The organism is Parendozoicomonas haliclonae (genome assembly GCF_900174585.1).
Classification (GTDB): Bacteria; Pseudomonadota; Gammaproteobacteria; order Pseudomonadales; family Endozoicomonadaceae; genus Sansalvadorimonas; species Sansalvadorimonas haliclonae.
Genome location: NZ_FWPT01000001.1, coordinates 507,699 through 523,243, shown reverse-complemented (window position 1 = coordinate 523,243; position 15,545 = coordinate 507,699). Strand labels below are relative to the sequence as shown.

The following is a 15,545-nucleotide window of genomic DNA, read 5'->3' as shown; positions in this document are numbered from 1 at the left end:
ATTAAATTTCTGACGGATCCAGAGCACAGCGATCCAGAAGATAGGCGACAGAATGGTAAGGCACACCACTGTGGGTGCTGAGCCCTATCTCGCAGGTGCGGTTGGTGGAAACACCTTCACGACAGCCATTCGGTACCTGCTCCGATAAAGGCGACAGCGCACTGGCATTCAGTTCAGGTGTATTAAAGCCCTTGTCACCAGCAAAGCCACAGCAGGTGATATCACTAGGAATCACCATATGCGTGGTACAGGCGCTAACCACCTTTTGAAGTGCCGCCTGTCCACCCAGCTTCTGCAGGCTGCAGGGAATATGCACCATGATCGGCTCACTGGTTTTCCGTAAAGTCAGCCGATCCAGAAGATGCTCACTGATAAACTCTACAAGATCATAAATCTGCAGTGTATCTGGATGCTCACTACGTTGCTGATTGCTGCAACTACTTGTGTCGGAAACAATCGGCCAACGGCCGTTCTCGCTGGCCTTTAGCAGGGCATAGCGAAGTTCATCCCCCTTCTCGCTGGCAACTTCTGGTTGCCCTTTGGACTGGAAGGGTTGGCCACAGCAAAGACCAGACAGGTTCTCCGGATAAATCACCCGATAACCGGCCTTATGGAGCAAACGAACAACCACATCGCTCAGTGGCTCTTTCTCAAAATCCATACGTGCCGGAGCCATATTGCGGCTGGCACAGCTGGGGAAATAAACAACCGCTGGCTTATCACTCTCTGCAGCATCAGGATGCGCAAAAGCCTTCTGGCTGGCGGCCTTTGGCATCCCTTTGCTCCAGAGTGGAATCCGATCACCGGAGAGTTTACGCACGGTTTGACTGATACCACTCATGGCATCAGTGCCGATAACCGAGTGCACGACATCTGCTGCCTTCAAGCCGCCTCTGACAGCTGCCGTTAATCCTGAGAAATGATCACCAGCCCATTGCGCTGTTTTTTGATAGCTTTGATTCTGTTCCGCACGCAGCTTTAAGGTCAACTCACCGGTATTAATCTCCACCGGGCAGCGCAAAGAACACAGTCCACAGGCTGCACAGGTATCAATACCCTGCCAGGTGTATTCCTCTTCCAGCGTTTCCAGACGTTGCTTCTCAGCACCAGTCTTTGCAGTACGTCGTAGATGGCTGATCTCCCGCCACAGCACAATGCGCTTGCGAGGCGTTAATGTCAGTGCCCGTGAAGGACAGGCAGGCTCGCAGAAACCACACTCAATACACTTATCCACCAAAGGATCAGCCGCTGGCATGGGTTTCAGGTTGGAGATATGCACCTGCTCATCGTCATTGAGGATAACGCCGGGGTTCAGCAGGTTTTCAGGATCAAACAGATTCTTGATCGCCTTCATCAGCGCATAGGCATCACTGCCCCACTCCAGCTCTACATAAGGCGCCATATTGCGACCAGTGCCATGTTCCGCTTTCAGTGAACCGCCAAATTCTACGGCTACCAATTGGGAGACATCATCCATAAACAGCCGATAACGCTCGATTTCTTCCGCTGTATCAAACGCCTGGGTAAAGACAAAGTGCAGATTCCCTTCCAGCGCATGCCCAAAGATCAACGCTTCGCTGTACTGGTATTTATCAAACAGTTCCTGCAAACGCAGCACACCGGAGGTCAGCTGCTCTACCGGGAAAGCCACATCTTCAATAATCACCGTGGTACCGGTCTGACGTACCGCACCAACAGCCGGGAACAGTCCTTTGCGGATGGCCCAAAGGGCAGCGTATTCGGCTTCAATGGTGGTAAAGTCCACCTGCTCCAATACCTGGAAGTCTGCGATGGTCTTTTGAATTGCAGCAATCTGTGCTGCCAGAGCATCAGCATCTTCGCCCCGCGTCTCAATCAGCAGCGCACAGGCATCAGCAGAGAGATCATCATTAATAAACGGCGGCAGACCGGGCTTACCAGTCACCGAGGCCATAGCCCGACGGTCCATCAATTCAACAGCAGACACCGGTGCTTTACTCAGTGCTGTTACCGCCTGACAGCAGGTCGCTACATCCGGAAACACCACCAGTGCTGAAGCCTTATTGGCATAGTCAGGCACCGTATGAAATGTGACTGAAGAGAGGAAGCCCAGCGTGCCTTCCGAGCCCACCAGAAGATGGGTGAGAATATCAATGGGATCTTCAAAATCCACCAGCGCATTGATGCTGTAACCAGTGGTATTTTTCAGGCGAAACTTGTGATGGATACGCTTAGCCAAAGGCTTATTGGCCTTAACCTGTGTGGCCAGCTCGTCCAGACCATCCAACAGATGTTTATGGGAAAAGCGGAAAGCTTCAATACTGGTCGGGTTACTGGTATCCAGCAAGGTACCATCCGCCAGAAACAGACGAAGACTGTCCATTGTGTGATAAGTGTTCTGGGCAACGCCGCAGCACATACCGCTGGAGTTATTGGCCGCGATACCACCAATACGACAGGTGTTTATTGAAGCAGGGTCCGGCCCGATCTTTCTACCCAGCGGTGCCAGAATGGCATTTGCCTCCGAGCCTATCACACCTACCTGCAAAGCGATCTTCTCGCCATAATCATGCAGTTCATGGCCAGTCCAGCCTTTGCTGGCAATGATCAGTACAGAATCGGTTATTGCCTGACCAGACAGACTGGTTCCCGCTGCACGGAAGGTAATGGGTACCTTCAACTCAGCCGACAGCTGTAGAATCCGCTGCACTTCGGTTTCCGATTCTGCCAGCACAACGAGCTGTGGAATCAACCGATAGAAAGACGCATCGGTACCAAAGGCCAATAGGCGAGCAGGATCAGTTAATAACCGATCCTTAGGAATAAGGCTTCCCAGCTTTTTATAAAACGATGTGACTGTACTGCTCATCTTTTCAGCCATGTCTACTGACCTTCTTGTTCTTGTACCAGCATAACCACCAGCTCTCTGGGGCCATGGGCGCCATAAGCCAGAATCCGGGCAATATCTGCGGTTTTGGACGGCCCGGATATCAACAACGCATTCGTTGGCATCTGGCCGGCCCACTCTTCGACACGAATAATATCTGCCAAAGTGTTAGCAATATCCTGCTCTTTCAGCAGCACACAATGCACCGGCGGGACCAGTGACATGGCGCGTGGTTCATCATGGTCAGGCCAGAGAACCAGGGTGCCGGTTTCCGCAATTCCACAACGGCAGGTTGTCAGGGATGCCGGGATCGATGAAAACAGATCGTCTTTCAGAGAAAGAGGGTTATCGGGAACATCAATCAGCTCTAGCTCATCCTCTATCTCAGTCAGCCTTTTCCCGGTTTCCTTGCGGGATGAAACCAGCAGCGAAGTAATGCCTTTTGCCGTGAGAGTATCCGTAAGCAGCTGAGGCCATTGCTCATCTGTCGCTAGATGAACCTCTGTCTTTACCGCCCTCATCAGCTCTACAAGACGACTGACTTTTTCTGCCCGGCTACGCTCAGGTAACTGTGCCGAGCCAATATCATCCGCCACTGTGAGCGGTGACGTCTGCGCACTGCGAAGACGAGAAAGGATATTAGAACGCGCCTGAATACTGGTACTCATACCTTGCCCTCCTCTTTGCGATGCTGCTTGATCAAGGTGTGCAAGCTTTGCCTGGCGGGTTTCGGAGCTGTTCGATAATCCGTCCAGCCTTTCATCTTTGATGGGCTTAACCCCCTTAGCAAAGTCGCAGACAGGGCAAAGGTTCGATACAGAGCTGGAGAGCTGTATAACTTGCTCCAGCTGAGCCAGCTGACCTTCTCGGTATGGGTGTACTTGGCACCATGGCCGCGGATAACGGGCGCTTCGCCTTTATGAAGCTTTCTTACGCCTTCATGGCGTAACCGCCGCAATAGGTCAGGGATCGGAATACGAACCGGGCAAACTTCTCCACAGGCGCCACACAAGGAGGAGGCACTGGGCAGGTCTTTAGTATCTTCCAGACCCAAAAGATGCGGAGAAAGAATCGAGCCGATCGGTCCAGGGTAGGTTGTGCCATAAGCATGACCGCCAAGGCGGGTGTATACCGGACAATGGTTCATACAGGCCGCGCAGCGAATACACTGCAAAGTCTGGCGCATCTCCTCATCGGCATAGGGAATGGTGCGGCCATTATCGAGCAGCACCAGATGCACCTCTTCCGGCCCATCTTCCCCCTCCTTGCGTGGAGAAGAGATCATATTCACATAGGTGGTAATGGGTTGGCCGGTGGCTGAGTTGGTAAGCAGTGTCAGCAGCGGAGGCAGATCATCAAGCCGTTCGATCACCTTCTCGATACCGGTCATGGCGATATGCACTTTCGGCACAGTCGTAGCCATACGACCATTCCCTTCATTTTCCACCAGCACCAGTGTGCCGGTTTCAGCCACCATAAAATTTACGCCGGTCAGGCCAATATCGGCATCATGGAAACGCTTGCGCAGCTCCTTACGAGCCGCCTGAATCAGTTCATCGACATCTTCCGTGTAGTCACAGTCAGGGACTTCTTCAGCAAACAGACGGGCAATGTCTTCTTTGGTTTTATGAATGGCCGGCATCACGATATGAGAAGGCTTTTCATGAGCCAGCTGCAGAATATACTCGCCCATATCCGCTTCAACAGCGGTAATACCTGCATGCTCCAGAAACTCGTTCAGCTCGGTTTCCTCACTGACCATGGACTTGCCCTTGATCATGGTGCGGGCATTATGATGGCGGGCAATATCAAGAACGATCTGGTTGGCCTGCTCCGGAGTTTCTGCCCAGTGCACACGAATGCCGTTGGCACGCAGTTTCTCTTCGAGCGCTTCCAGAAGGTCCGGAAGTTTGGAGAGGGCCCGACGCCGGATACTGGCCCCCAGGTCTCTTAACTCTTGCAACTGGTCATAGTCTGGAAACTGCCCGCTGCGCTTATCCATCAGGAAGTCCATGGCTTCCCGAAAGTTCGTGCGTAGCAACGGGTTATTGAGGTCCCGCTCTACTCGCTCATCAAAGCTCAGCTCTTTAATAGGAATCGTATCAGCCATTGCTCGACTCCCCTGCACTATTGACTGTCGTTCTCTGCCAAAGATAAGAGGCAATATGTTCGCCCTTAAGCGGCAGGTTCCGATACTCCATCGCGCCATTGATATTCATCAGGCAGCCATAATCGGCACTGATCAAACGGTCGACTTGTGTCGCAGAGATGGCATCAACTTTGTCGTTCACCATAGCACCGGAAATATCCGGATAACGTACACAGAAGGAGCCGCCAAACCCACAGCATTCAAACTCATGGTCATGAACAACGCGGGAGACGTTCTTCAGCTGGTCGATCAATGCCCAGCCGGTCTTGTGAACATTCATCTCGCGGCGAGCCGTGCATGAAGTATGAACGGCAACGGTTTCCTGTTCGCCCTGATCGTCTGGCTGATAGCCCAGCACATGCACCAGGAACTCGGTGAATTCAAACACCCGCTCCGCAAACTTGATGGCCTGTTGCTCTTCCGGCTGTCCGGCAAACATCTTCGGGTAATGATGATGCATCATGCCTCCACAGGAGCCGGACAGAATCACTACCGGCCAGTCTCCAGGCATGGCTTCCATCTGTAGACTGGCTACGGCACGGGCTTCATCATCATAGCCGGAGGTGTAGGCTGGCTGGCCGCAGCAAGTCTGCTGCTCGGCAAAAACGACATTGATTCCTTCCCGCTCCAAAAGCTTGAGCGCATCAAGCCCGGCCTGGGGCTGAAGAAGATCAATCAGACAGGTGCCATAGAGATAAACGGTCTGTGGCCGGGATGGGTAGTCTCGATCTAAATCATGAGTCGTATGATGAGTGTCAGCTGAAGCCGACTTGCCAGTACCCGTAGCTTCAGGCATGGCATTAGTGAACAGTTCCGGCATATTTACACGACGCCAACTATTTAATTTTAATTATCAGGAACTTGGGTATTGAGCCGGAGATTAGTCATTCGCGCCAAGCATTGTCAATGCGGCCAATGATTTTTACACAATAGGTAACAAAAGAAAGGAGAAATACCGATGGAGTGCAGTACCCCATCGGCAGATTTATAGTCGGTAATCAGGAAGCCAGTGCGTCTTCCAGCTCGGCTTTCCAGATCGCCATGGCCAGAGCCGGCTTGCGCAGCACCTTCGGCGTAGGAATCCACTTGTGCTTGATGCGGGAGAACACATCAAAGCGCTCGGCATTGCCTGCCATAGCCTCGGCCACAACTCGTCCGGCAATATTGGTCAGAGAAACACCATGGCCGGTGTAACCATGAGCGGCGTAAATATCATTACCCAGATGCTCGATCTGCGGCATGTATTCACGGGTCACCGCAAACAGACCACCCCAGTGATATTCCATCTTCACATCATCTAGCTGCGGGAAGACTTTCACCATGCGTTGGCGGCAACGTTCCATGGAGTCCTTGTATTCACCATTCAGAGGATGGTTCACACCACCAAACAGGATGCGGCCATCGGCAGTCGGACGGAAATAATCCAGACTGCTGTTCAGGTCAGACATCGCCATCTTATTGGAGATAGGCTGACGATCACCCAACTGTTCGGTCACAGCCATATAGGAAACCACCGGCAGAGTCTTGTTTTCTGCCTTCTTGAACAGACCATCGATATAAGCATTGCAGGCCAGCAGAACCTGTTTGGCCTTCACGCTGCCTTTGGCAGTACGAATCTGATTTGGTGAACCCTTAACAACCTTGATCGCACGGCTGTGTTCGTAAACCTTCACACCCAGATCAATCGCAGCCTTGGCCAGACCAAGCGTGTAGTTCAGCGGATGGATATGAGCACTGTTGGTGTCGTACAGGCCGCCCAGATAACGGTCAGCGGTCGTTACTTCCTGAATTTTCTTGGCATCCCACCATTCGGCACTGGTATAGGCATAGTGCCCATCCATCAGGCGCTTATAAGCTTCAAGCTCCTCGATCTGATCTTTATTCAGACCGACTTCAATGCAGCCCGGTTGGAAATCACAGTTAATGTTGAATTCTGCAATCCGCTCGCGAACGACATCCAGCGCTTCACAGGAGAGATCCCACAGCTGCTTGCCCCACTCAGGGCCAAACTCAGCATCTACATCGTGCAGGCCCAGGCAGTAACCCACCAGACACATGCCGCCATTACGGCCGGACGCGCCCCAGGACAGACGACCGGCTTCCAGCAGAGCCACCTCATAACCTTTTTTACGCAGCTCGATAGCCGCGTTAAAACCGGTCATACCACCACCAATGATGCACACATCAGCTGTGATATCTTCGGTCAGCTCTGGCTGTTGAGGCACAACATGGGAGGTCGCCTGATACCAGGAGTCAATGTATTCGAGGGGTTGGCTCATTGTGAAAACTCAACACAAAGAAGGAGGGAAAATGACGAGGGATTATCTGCCTCGAATCTGTATCTGACAATTGAGCAAAATCACTATCCGTGTCTGCTGACGGTTAGCCGAAAACAGGTATGCTCAGGCGTGCACTTAACCCACCTAAACGACTTTGATCCAGTGTCAGGGCTCCGCGATAGCTGTGCACAACATCGACTACGATACTTAAACCCAATCCGCTGCCGGGTGTCAGTTCATCAATACGCGCTCCACGGTTCAGCACGGACTGTCGCTGTTCAGCAGGAATACCTTGTCCATCGTCGTCAATAATTAGCGTCAGCTGGTCTTCTTCCTGACAGCTGTAGACCCGGATCAAGCCACTGGCCCACTTAAAGGCATTTTCAATCAGATTGCCAAGCATCTCTTCAAGGTCACGGGCATCCACGGCGACACTCAACTCACTGTCCAGCTCATTAACCAGCACCACATCCCGATGAAAATAGGCTTTTTCCATTGCACTGGTAATCGTATCGACAACTTCCGCAGGATTGCTGTGAACGGCAAGAATACCCGCCGTTCCCGCAACCCGCGCCCGTGACAGGTGATAATCAATACGATCCTGCAACTGCACAATGGAAGGCATAACCGCCTGTTTTTCATCTGCCGGCAACTGCTCCACATGATTACGAATCACGCTAAGCGGAGTTTTCAGGGCATGGGCCAGATTACCGATATGTGTACGCGCCCTTTCCAACAGCTCCCGGTAATGGAACAGCAGTTTGTTCAGATCATTAACCAGAGCCAGGACTTCATTCGGATACTCACCATCCAGGCTTTCCGCCTGCCCATCACGCACCTGCAACATATCCGCCCGCAATTGTTTCAGCGGTTTCAGAGACCACTGAATCTGCAGCCAGACCAGCAACACCATGCCCAAACCTATCGCTCCCAGCACCATCAGCACCAGAGAGGTAAGACGTTGATAGCTTTCTTTAACCGGTGCAGGATCAATGGCCACAACCAGGTTTATGGGCTGATCGCTACTCCCGAAATGTATGGTTCGCGCGGTTACGGCCAGAGGTTCTTCCCGCGGCCCCAGACCATTTGCAAGTTCAACAGAGGCATCCCATAGTGAACGGGAATCCAGCGTTTGGTTATCCGAGCTGATCTGCCAGTAATAACCGCTATAAGGCTGGTTAAACCGAGGATCTGGCAATGGCGCCAGCAATGACACCTGCCCCTCATTGTTCACCTCAACATAGGCACTCAGCTCATCCAGATAGAGTTCACTCTGATTATAAAGCTGCTGATAAAGAAACGATTGAATCTCGGCAGGAATATAGAAAGCGGCAAAGATCAGAACCAGACTGACCCACAACAACGCACTGCCCAATAATCGCCGATGCAGAGAAAGACGACGCATTCCAGTCTTGGGCAACGGGTTAATCAAGCCGATACCCCATGCCGCGTACCGTGGTAATAATATCGCCATCAATCTTGGTACGAATGCGGCGAATAAACACCTCAATAGTGTTGGAATCCCGGTCAAAGTCCTGCCGGTAGATATGCTCGATCAGCTCGGTACGGGAGACCAGCTTGCCACGGTTATGTAGCAGATAAGACAGCACCTTGAACTCCAGCGCAGTCAGTTTAACTGGATCGCCATGCCAATAAACGGCGGAGGTTCGGGTATCCAGCATAAGACCACCCGCTGTTAAGACTGGCGACGACTGCCCGGTTCCTCTGCGCAACTGCGCCCGCAGCCGAGCAATAAGTTCAGCCATCTGAAAAGGCTTGCACAGGTAATCATCGGCTCCGGCATTCAAGCCATCGATGCGATCGCCCAAGGCGCTACGGGCACTCAGGATAATCACCGGCCAGCTATGCTCCTGATTTCGCAGGGCATGCAGAACACTTAATCCATCCAGCTTGGGGAGTCCCAGATCCAGCACCATGGCATCAAAGCTTTCCTCGGTGGCCCGATACAAACCATCCAGACCATCAACAGCCAGTTCGGCCACCCAGCCGGCCTGTTCAATAGCCTCAACAATCTGACCAGCCAAAGCCGGTTCATCTTCTACAACCAGAATCTTCATAATGCTTTAACGACGGTTTCCAAACTGCGCCCTTCGATCTCAAGAACCTGCAACGTACGGGCATTCAACTCCATCTCCACAACCCGGCCATCGTCCTGTAACAGACGTAGTTCATAGATCCAGATACCATCATCCTTTTCCATCTCAACCCGGATAATCCGCCCGTAAAAACGCTGTCGTATGCTGCTTTCCAGAACGTCATAGCTTACGGCATCCCCTTTATCCACAGCCTCGCGCGCCTTATGGCTATCAAGGTCATAGTCACGGGCCTGCGCCGCCAAAGGCAGACAGAAAATCAGTAAAGCAAGAAGGAGTTGTTTCATTTGTCAGAACAGCCGCTGGAAACGTAAACTGCCCGATCGTTCACGATGGGATTGGGTCACGATGAGGTTGGCGAAGTGTATTCCCGGATTAAGTCTCTGAAAAGAGCTGCTGCTATCGGTATAACCCTTTCTACCCTGTTCAGCCTGCCTCTTCAGGCAGCAGATATTCAACAGCCTGAAGCACAACAACCAATTGATCTGCACCAGGTAGTTCGGATACTTCAGGATCAGGGCTTTCATGATATTCGCAGCATTGAGTTCAACGATTCACGACAGCAGTACGAAGTCGATGCCCGTAATCAAAGAGGGAAGAAAGTTGATATTGAGCTGGATGCCAACAACGGCAAGATACTGAAAGTCGAGAGAGACTGAAAAGGGGCGCAAGGCCCCTCTTCTCTGAATCAGCTGTTGGTGCTGAGAACCTGCAGCTGCTCCACTTCGATTTCCTTATCCATACCTGCGTCATACTCACCAAACAGGCGAACACGAACGTTTTCGTTCAGGCCTTCTGCCGGCAGGCGGATATCGTCGTCCAGCTCAATCATCATCTCACCCGTGCCATCACTGAACATAAAGGTGTCGTGATTGATCTGGCGAACAATATGACCTTCCACAACCACATCCTGATCGCTGAGGGTAAAGCCCTGCAGGTCTTTAAGAGCGGTGATTTCAACCGGCCCCTGGTAAGTACCCGGATTGGCCAGAACCAGAGATGGAGTCAGAACGGCAGCAGCAACAAAAGCCAGAATCATATTACGCATGGTGAAAACTCTCGGGGTTGTTCGTTTCGATGGGGCTATTGAAACAAACCCTCCCTGAACAAACCCTTAAGCTGTTGTTCATCTTCCGTTCATTTTTCCAATAAATAACTCGCACAGAAAAATAATCTCACTGAATGCAGAACTATTGATCTAACCAATAGTTATGTTCTCAAAGCAGGCCTATTATGCGCGCCCAATTTCCCCATGCCTCGGCCCGCTGCTGTGACCATTAATCTCTTGTCACTACTTAAACAAAGTCCGGAAATGCTGATATTCCTGATACTGGGAATCGGTCTTCTTATCGGAAAGCTCTCCATCGGCTCATTTAAACCCGGAGCCACCATCGGGGTTTTGATTACGGCTTTGTTTTTTGGCGAGATGGGGTTCACGCTGCCGGGAGGCATAGAAAGTATCGGCTTTATGCTGTTTATTTTCTGTGTCGGCATTGAAGCAGGTCCACACTTCTTCAGTGCCTTTCTCCGCGATGGTAAATATTACGTAGCGTTATCCCTCTTTCTGACTGCCTGTGCGGTTCTGCTTTCCGTACTCCTCTCCCGTATCTTTGGTTTCGATAAAGGCCTGACCGCTGGCCTTCTGGCCGGTTCCCTCACGTCCACCCCCGCACTGGTTGGCGCCCAAGAAGCCCTTCGCAACCTGTTTGCCGGTGACAGCGCCCAGCTCTCAACCATGCAGGATAACCTTGGGGTAGGTTACGCCCTGACTTACCTGTTCGGTCTGATCGGCCTGATGGTGGTTGTTCGTTATCTGCCGTCTATTGCCAGAGTCGATCTTGTTGATGAGGCCAAGACCATTGCCCGTGAACGCGGTATAGACGACAGTGAAAACCAAAAGGTATACCTTCCGATCACCCGCGCCTATCGAGTCAGTAAAGAGCTGGTTGAAGCGTTTGAGGAACAGAATCTTAGGGAAATTGGTATCTATCGCCGAACCGGCTGCTACATCGGCAAGATCCGCCGCCGAGGCATCCTGGCTGTACCAACCGGCGATGCCGTACTGCAGGAAGGTGATGAGATCGCCCTGATCGGTTATCCCGACAGCCATGCCATGCTGGATCCTCTGTTCCGGGAAGGCAGCGAAGTCTTTGACCGCGATTTGCTGGATCTTCAGCTGGTCACAGAAGATATCGTACTCAAGAACGATCACTACGTCGGCAAGCACCTGACTGAGCTGAACCTGACGGAAAAAGGAATCTTCCTTAACCGAATCACCCGCTCTCAGATCGAGATGCCGGTGGATCGGGATATCATCCTGAACAAAGGAGATGTGCTGCGGGTCAGTGGGGAAAAACGACGGGTTTCCGATGAAGCCAACCGCTTTGGTTTTATCAGTATTCACAGTAAGGTCACTGATCTGGTGGCGTTTTCCGCCTTCCTTATCTTGGGTCTGTTTATCGGCAAGATCGCTTTCCAGATCAACACATTCCAGTACCTGATTGGTAATGCCACCGGCCTGCTGATTTCAGGCATTATGATGGGTTATGTGCGAGCCATGCACCCAACCATCGGCCATATTCCTGATGCTGCTTTGCGGTTACTGAAAGATATGGGTCTACAGGTCTTTATGGTAGGCATCGGTCTCAAAGCGGGTCAGGGTATTTTCTCCCACCTCTCCGCCATTGGTCCGGTGATGATTTTCTCCGGCCTGCTGGTTGGTACCGTCCCCGTAGTTCTGAGTTATGTCTTTGGTCGCTTTGTACTGAAAATGAACCCGGCCCTTCTTCTGGGAGCCATTACCGGCGCCCGTACCTGCGCTCCGGCCATGGAAACCGTTAACGATCTGTCCAACAGCAATATTCCGTCTCTGGGTTATGTGGGCACTTATGCACTGGCCAATGTGTTGTTCACTTTTGCCGGCTCGATCATCGTCGGGGTGTTCTAGAACTTACCGTTCAACCTCGATCAAAGAAAAGGCGCTGATGATATAAATTCATTCAGCGCCTTTTCCATTATTACTGTAAAACCCTGCATCAAATCTCATTCTGTAAAGATCCCTTACAAACACAACCAGACTGACGCCCATCAACATTTTGCTGATCAAAGAGTATTAGATTCCCGCCCAGACTCCTCTCGTCTCATGCCATTGATCGCCATGTTTTACAAACAGTCGTTTCTGTCAGGTTCTGCTCTTACCAGCCTTATTCAGGGTTGCATGATTATTGCCGGCACGGTTGCAGTTTCCGCTTATTCTTCCAGCACAGAATCCTGTATATCCTGTGCTCCAACCGCTGTTTTACTCACACAGAAAGCTCCCGCCAACGTAGGATTTATGCCTGAAGCGGCATGGGCGGAATGGCTGCGGTCTTCTTTATAGTCTCACTTTTATCAGACAGACAGCCGCTAAGATAAGTTGAAGCTTTAGACGACCCGATCGGAGATTCTGCGATTCTGGTTCACAACCCAGACTGCGGCCTCAACCCGGGACTTCATATTCAGCTTCTTGAGCAGATGCTTAACGTGAACCTTGACCGTCGCTTCGGTCACATCCAGTTCCCGGGCAATCATTTTGTTAGACAGACCATCGGCAATCAGCATCAGAATGTCGTGCTGCCGACTGGTCAGAGCATCCAGCAAACTGCTCTCTTCACGCTCAGGGCGCAGTACACTAGCCAACACCGATGCCAGACGATCATCGACAACAATCTTGCCTGAAGCCGCATTCCGAATGCATTCAATCATGTCATCCGGTTCCATATCCTTAAGCAGATAACCATCTGCCCCGGCTTTAAACAGTGCGGCAACATCATCCTTGTGATCAGACACCGTCAACATAACGATCCGACTGGCAATCCCGTGATTGCGCATGGCCCGCAAAGTATCCAGCCCGTCCATCCCTTTCATATTGAGATCGAGCAAAATCAGATCCGGCTTGAGAGACTCTGCCAGTTCCAGCCCGGACTTGCCATTACCGGCTTCACCGATCACTTCCAGATCCGGATAGTCGCTGATTAGCTGCCGAAGTCCTTTCCGCAACAGGGGATGATCATCAATCAACAGCACAGATGCAGTCACTGACTGACCTCCGCATCATGCTTTTTATTTATATCGTTGTTCATATCTTGTTCTTCTGTTTCGGCAACAGGAAAGCGTAATTCTACCCTGACTCCACCTGCCGCCGTGCTGACATATGACATATGTCCGCCCAGACTGTTTGCCCTCTCGGACATGATTGAGAGTCCATAGTGCCCGGCTTTCTCAGGAGACTCACTCAAACCACAGCCATTATCCGTGACCGAGACGACAATTTCATGATCCTCCTGATAACAGCGAACCGTAGAACGGGTCGCCTGAGAGTGCTGAACGACATTGTTCAACGCTTCCCGAATAATTTGCAGAATATGAACTTCCTGATGAGCATCGAGAGGCAAAAAGCGGATACGGTAATCAAGATCGAAGGTGAGAGATTTACTTTGTTTGGAAAAGCCTTCCAGGGTTCGTTCAATATTCTCCCGCAGGGTTCCATCGCCCATACTCAGGCGGAAGGTGACCAGCAACTCCCTGAGGTGCTTGTAGGCTGAAGCCACAGCCTCCTGCAGATCCTCAACAATAACCTTAACCTTCTCCGGGTCCTCCCCCTGCTGAGTCAGTCGTTGAATACGTGCCAGCTGTATTTTTTGATACGACAACGACTGTGCAAGAGAATCATGCAGCTCCCGGGCAATCACCGTTCTCTCTTCCATCAAAAGGATACGCCGGTCCAGCTCCCGCTTGCGATACTGACCAAGCGCCTTGCCGATCACATCCACAAACAGCTGTATCCATTGTCGCTCTTCTTCCGTGAGTAGCTGATCCCGTGCCGGAGTAGCCCGCAGGAACCCATATTCCATGCTGCCGCCACTGCCTTTGATCACAAACTGAATTGAAGCCAGACTATCACCACCCGCAGAGAGCTTATCCCCACAGCTCAAACAGCTTGAACAGTGTCCGTCAGCGCAGGTCATCATCAGGCTTCCCGGTGCGGCTATACGCTCCAGCCAGTCCATATCCTGCTGAGTGGTCAAACAGACATAACACTCCTGAAGATTTAACAGTTTCTGCCAGCGTCCCAGGTAGGCTTTTAGCACCTCTTGATTGAAAGGGTTACTGGCCAGCATTTCCGAACTTTCATACAACAATTCAAGAGCGGCATTCGATTGGGTTAATGCCTTGGTCTGTTCAGCAACTTTCTCTTCCAGCTGCTGATAATAAAGCTTGAGATCAGAGGCCATTTTGGTAAATGCACCGGATAAATGACCCAGCTCATTATTACCCCGGTAAGGGATATGAATATCAAACGTTCCCTTTCGTACATCACGTGAGGCCTGCATCAACAAACGCACCGGGGTCAGGATATTTCTACGCACATCCCAGAAAATCAGTATGGAGATAAACAGAAGTAATCCCAACGCCACCAGCATGGCAGTGAACAACACATTTAATTTTTCTTCATTATCCTGCTGCAGGCTGAACACCATGCGGTCAATTTTATCTACGAAAGCAGGGACATCTTCGACATAACCGGCAAAATTCCGATGCACCAGCCGAGGGCGCATCACTTGCTCCCACTGGAAAACCACATCCTGATACTGCTCTTGAATTTTGCCACCTCGCTGATTGAGCAGAGTCAGGGAGGGACGATGAATACTCAAGTCATACACATCGACCAGCGGGGCAAGAATCTCTTCTGTCACTAACTCCGCAACCACTACATGCTCTGCAATACGCCAAGTCTGCATGCGTAGTGAACCGGCAACATTAATGGCGGCTGCATCGGTTTCCGATTGCTCAATAAACGTCAAAGAGATTCCAATCACTGTAGCGGCCAGCGCAGTGATAGAAAGAATCATCAGACGAAGTCGGGAATGGATAGTCATTGTCTTTTTTACAGTTGACCTTAATCAATATTTGCTTCGATTTATGGCCTTACCACCAAAGAGCTGGATAAGCGCTACAACACACTCAAAAACACCCGGAATACCATGATACAGCCCGCCCTTAAAAAAACACTTACCACTAAAGTGGTAGTTCGTACCTACCCCCTCCTTTAAACAGTCATTTCAGCATCTTTTTTTGATTTTTTGCCCGTTTAACAT

At 51.2% G+C, this 15,545-nt stretch carries 13 protein-coding genes; 2 read left to right on the top strand and 11 right to left on the bottom strand.

Annotated features, from left to right (window positions below):
• Position 1 precedes the first annotated feature (1 nt).
• The 8 genes from EHSB41UT_RS02525 to EHSB41UT_RS02490 form a co-directional block, all read right to left on the bottom strand.
• Positions 2–2,860: an FAD-binding and (Fe-S)-binding domain-containing protein gene (locus EHSB41UT_RS02525; RefSeq protein ID WP_242667217.1), complete on the bottom strand. Its 2,859-nt coding sequence runs from the start codon at positions 2,858–2,860 to the stop codon at positions 2–4.
• 2 nt (positions 2,861–2,862) lie between these two features.
• Positions 2,863–3,534, bottom strand: a complete 672-nt coding sequence (locus EHSB41UT_RS02520) for a LutC/YkgG family protein (protein ID WP_087106552.1) — start codon at positions 3,532–3,534, stop codon at positions 2,863–2,865.
• Positions 3,531–4,976, bottom strand: coding sequence for a LutB/LldF family L-lactate oxidation iron-sulfur protein (locus EHSB41UT_RS02515; protein WP_087106550.1), 1,446 nt, complete (start codon positions 4,974–4,976; stop codon positions 3,531–3,533). The genes EHSB41UT_RS02520 and EHSB41UT_RS02515 overlap by 4 nt, the downstream gene beginning before the upstream one ends.
• Entirely contained in the window at positions 4,969–5,835 is an 867-nt protein-coding gene (locus EHSB41UT_RS02510) for a (Fe-S)-binding protein (RefSeq protein WP_087106547.1), read from the bottom strand. The genes EHSB41UT_RS02515 and EHSB41UT_RS02510 overlap by 8 nt, the downstream gene beginning before the upstream one ends.
• Positions 5,836–6,013: 178 nt before the next feature.
• A complete protein-coding gene (locus tag EHSB41UT_RS02505; RefSeq protein WP_087106545.1) occupies positions 6,014–7,294 on the bottom strand; it encodes an NAD(P)/FAD-dependent oxidoreductase in 1,281 nt (426 codons plus the stop codon).
• A gap of 103 nt (positions 7,295–7,397) precedes the next feature.
• Positions 7,398–8,699 (bottom strand): ATP-binding protein, encoded by a 1,302-nt coding sequence (locus EHSB41UT_RS02500; RefSeq protein WP_087106543.1) that lies wholly within the window; start codon positions 8,697–8,699, stop codon positions 7,398–7,400.
• A 19-nt stretch (positions 8,700–8,718) separates the two neighbouring features.
• Positions 8,719–9,372 (bottom strand): response regulator transcription factor, encoded by a 654-nt coding sequence (locus EHSB41UT_RS02495; protein WP_087106541.1) that lies wholly within the window; start codon positions 9,370–9,372, stop codon positions 8,719–8,721.
• Positions 9,369–9,695, bottom strand: coding sequence for a PepSY domain-containing protein (locus tag EHSB41UT_RS02490; RefSeq protein WP_087106540.1), 327 nt, complete (start codon positions 9,693–9,695; stop codon positions 9,369–9,371). Before EHSB41UT_RS02490 ends, EHSB41UT_RS02495 begins: the two co-directional genes overlap by 4 nt.
• A 45-nt stretch (positions 9,696–9,740) precedes the next feature.
• On the opposite strand from EHSB41UT_RS02490, the gene EHSB41UT_RS02485 reads away from it, so the two are divergent.
• Positions 9,741–10,067 (top strand): PepSY domain-containing protein, encoded by a 327-nt coding sequence (locus tag EHSB41UT_RS02485; protein WP_087106538.1) that lies wholly within the window; start codon positions 9,741–9,743, stop codon positions 10,065–10,067.
• 29 nt (positions 10,068–10,096) lie between these two features.
• Here the strand turns inward: EHSB41UT_RS02485 and EHSB41UT_RS02480 are convergent, their stop codons facing one another.
• Entirely contained in the window at positions 10,097–10,456 is a 360-nt protein-coding gene (locus tag EHSB41UT_RS02480) for a NirD/YgiW/YdeI family stress tolerance protein (protein ID WP_087106536.1), read from the bottom strand.
• Between the two features lie 204 nt (positions 10,457–10,660).
• On the opposite strand from EHSB41UT_RS02480, the gene EHSB41UT_RS02475 reads away from it, so the two are divergent.
• Entirely contained in the window at positions 10,661–12,355 is a 1,695-nt protein-coding gene (locus EHSB41UT_RS02475; protein ID WP_278248134.1) for an aspartate:alanine antiporter, read from the top strand.
• 476 nt (positions 12,356–12,831) lie between these two features.
• On the opposite strand, the gene narL is transcribed toward EHSB41UT_RS02475, so the two are convergent.
• Positions 12,832–13,485: a two-component system response regulator NarL gene (narL, locus tag EHSB41UT_RS02465; protein ID WP_087106532.1), complete on the bottom strand. Its 654-nt coding sequence runs from the start codon at positions 13,483–13,485 to the stop codon at positions 12,832–12,834.
• Entirely contained in the window at positions 13,482–15,326 is a 1,845-nt protein-coding gene (locus tag EHSB41UT_RS02460) for a histidine kinase (RefSeq protein WP_087106530.1), read from the bottom strand. The genes narL and EHSB41UT_RS02460 overlap by 4 nt, the downstream gene beginning before the upstream one ends.
• Between the last annotated feature and the right edge of the window lie 219 nt (positions 15,327–15,545).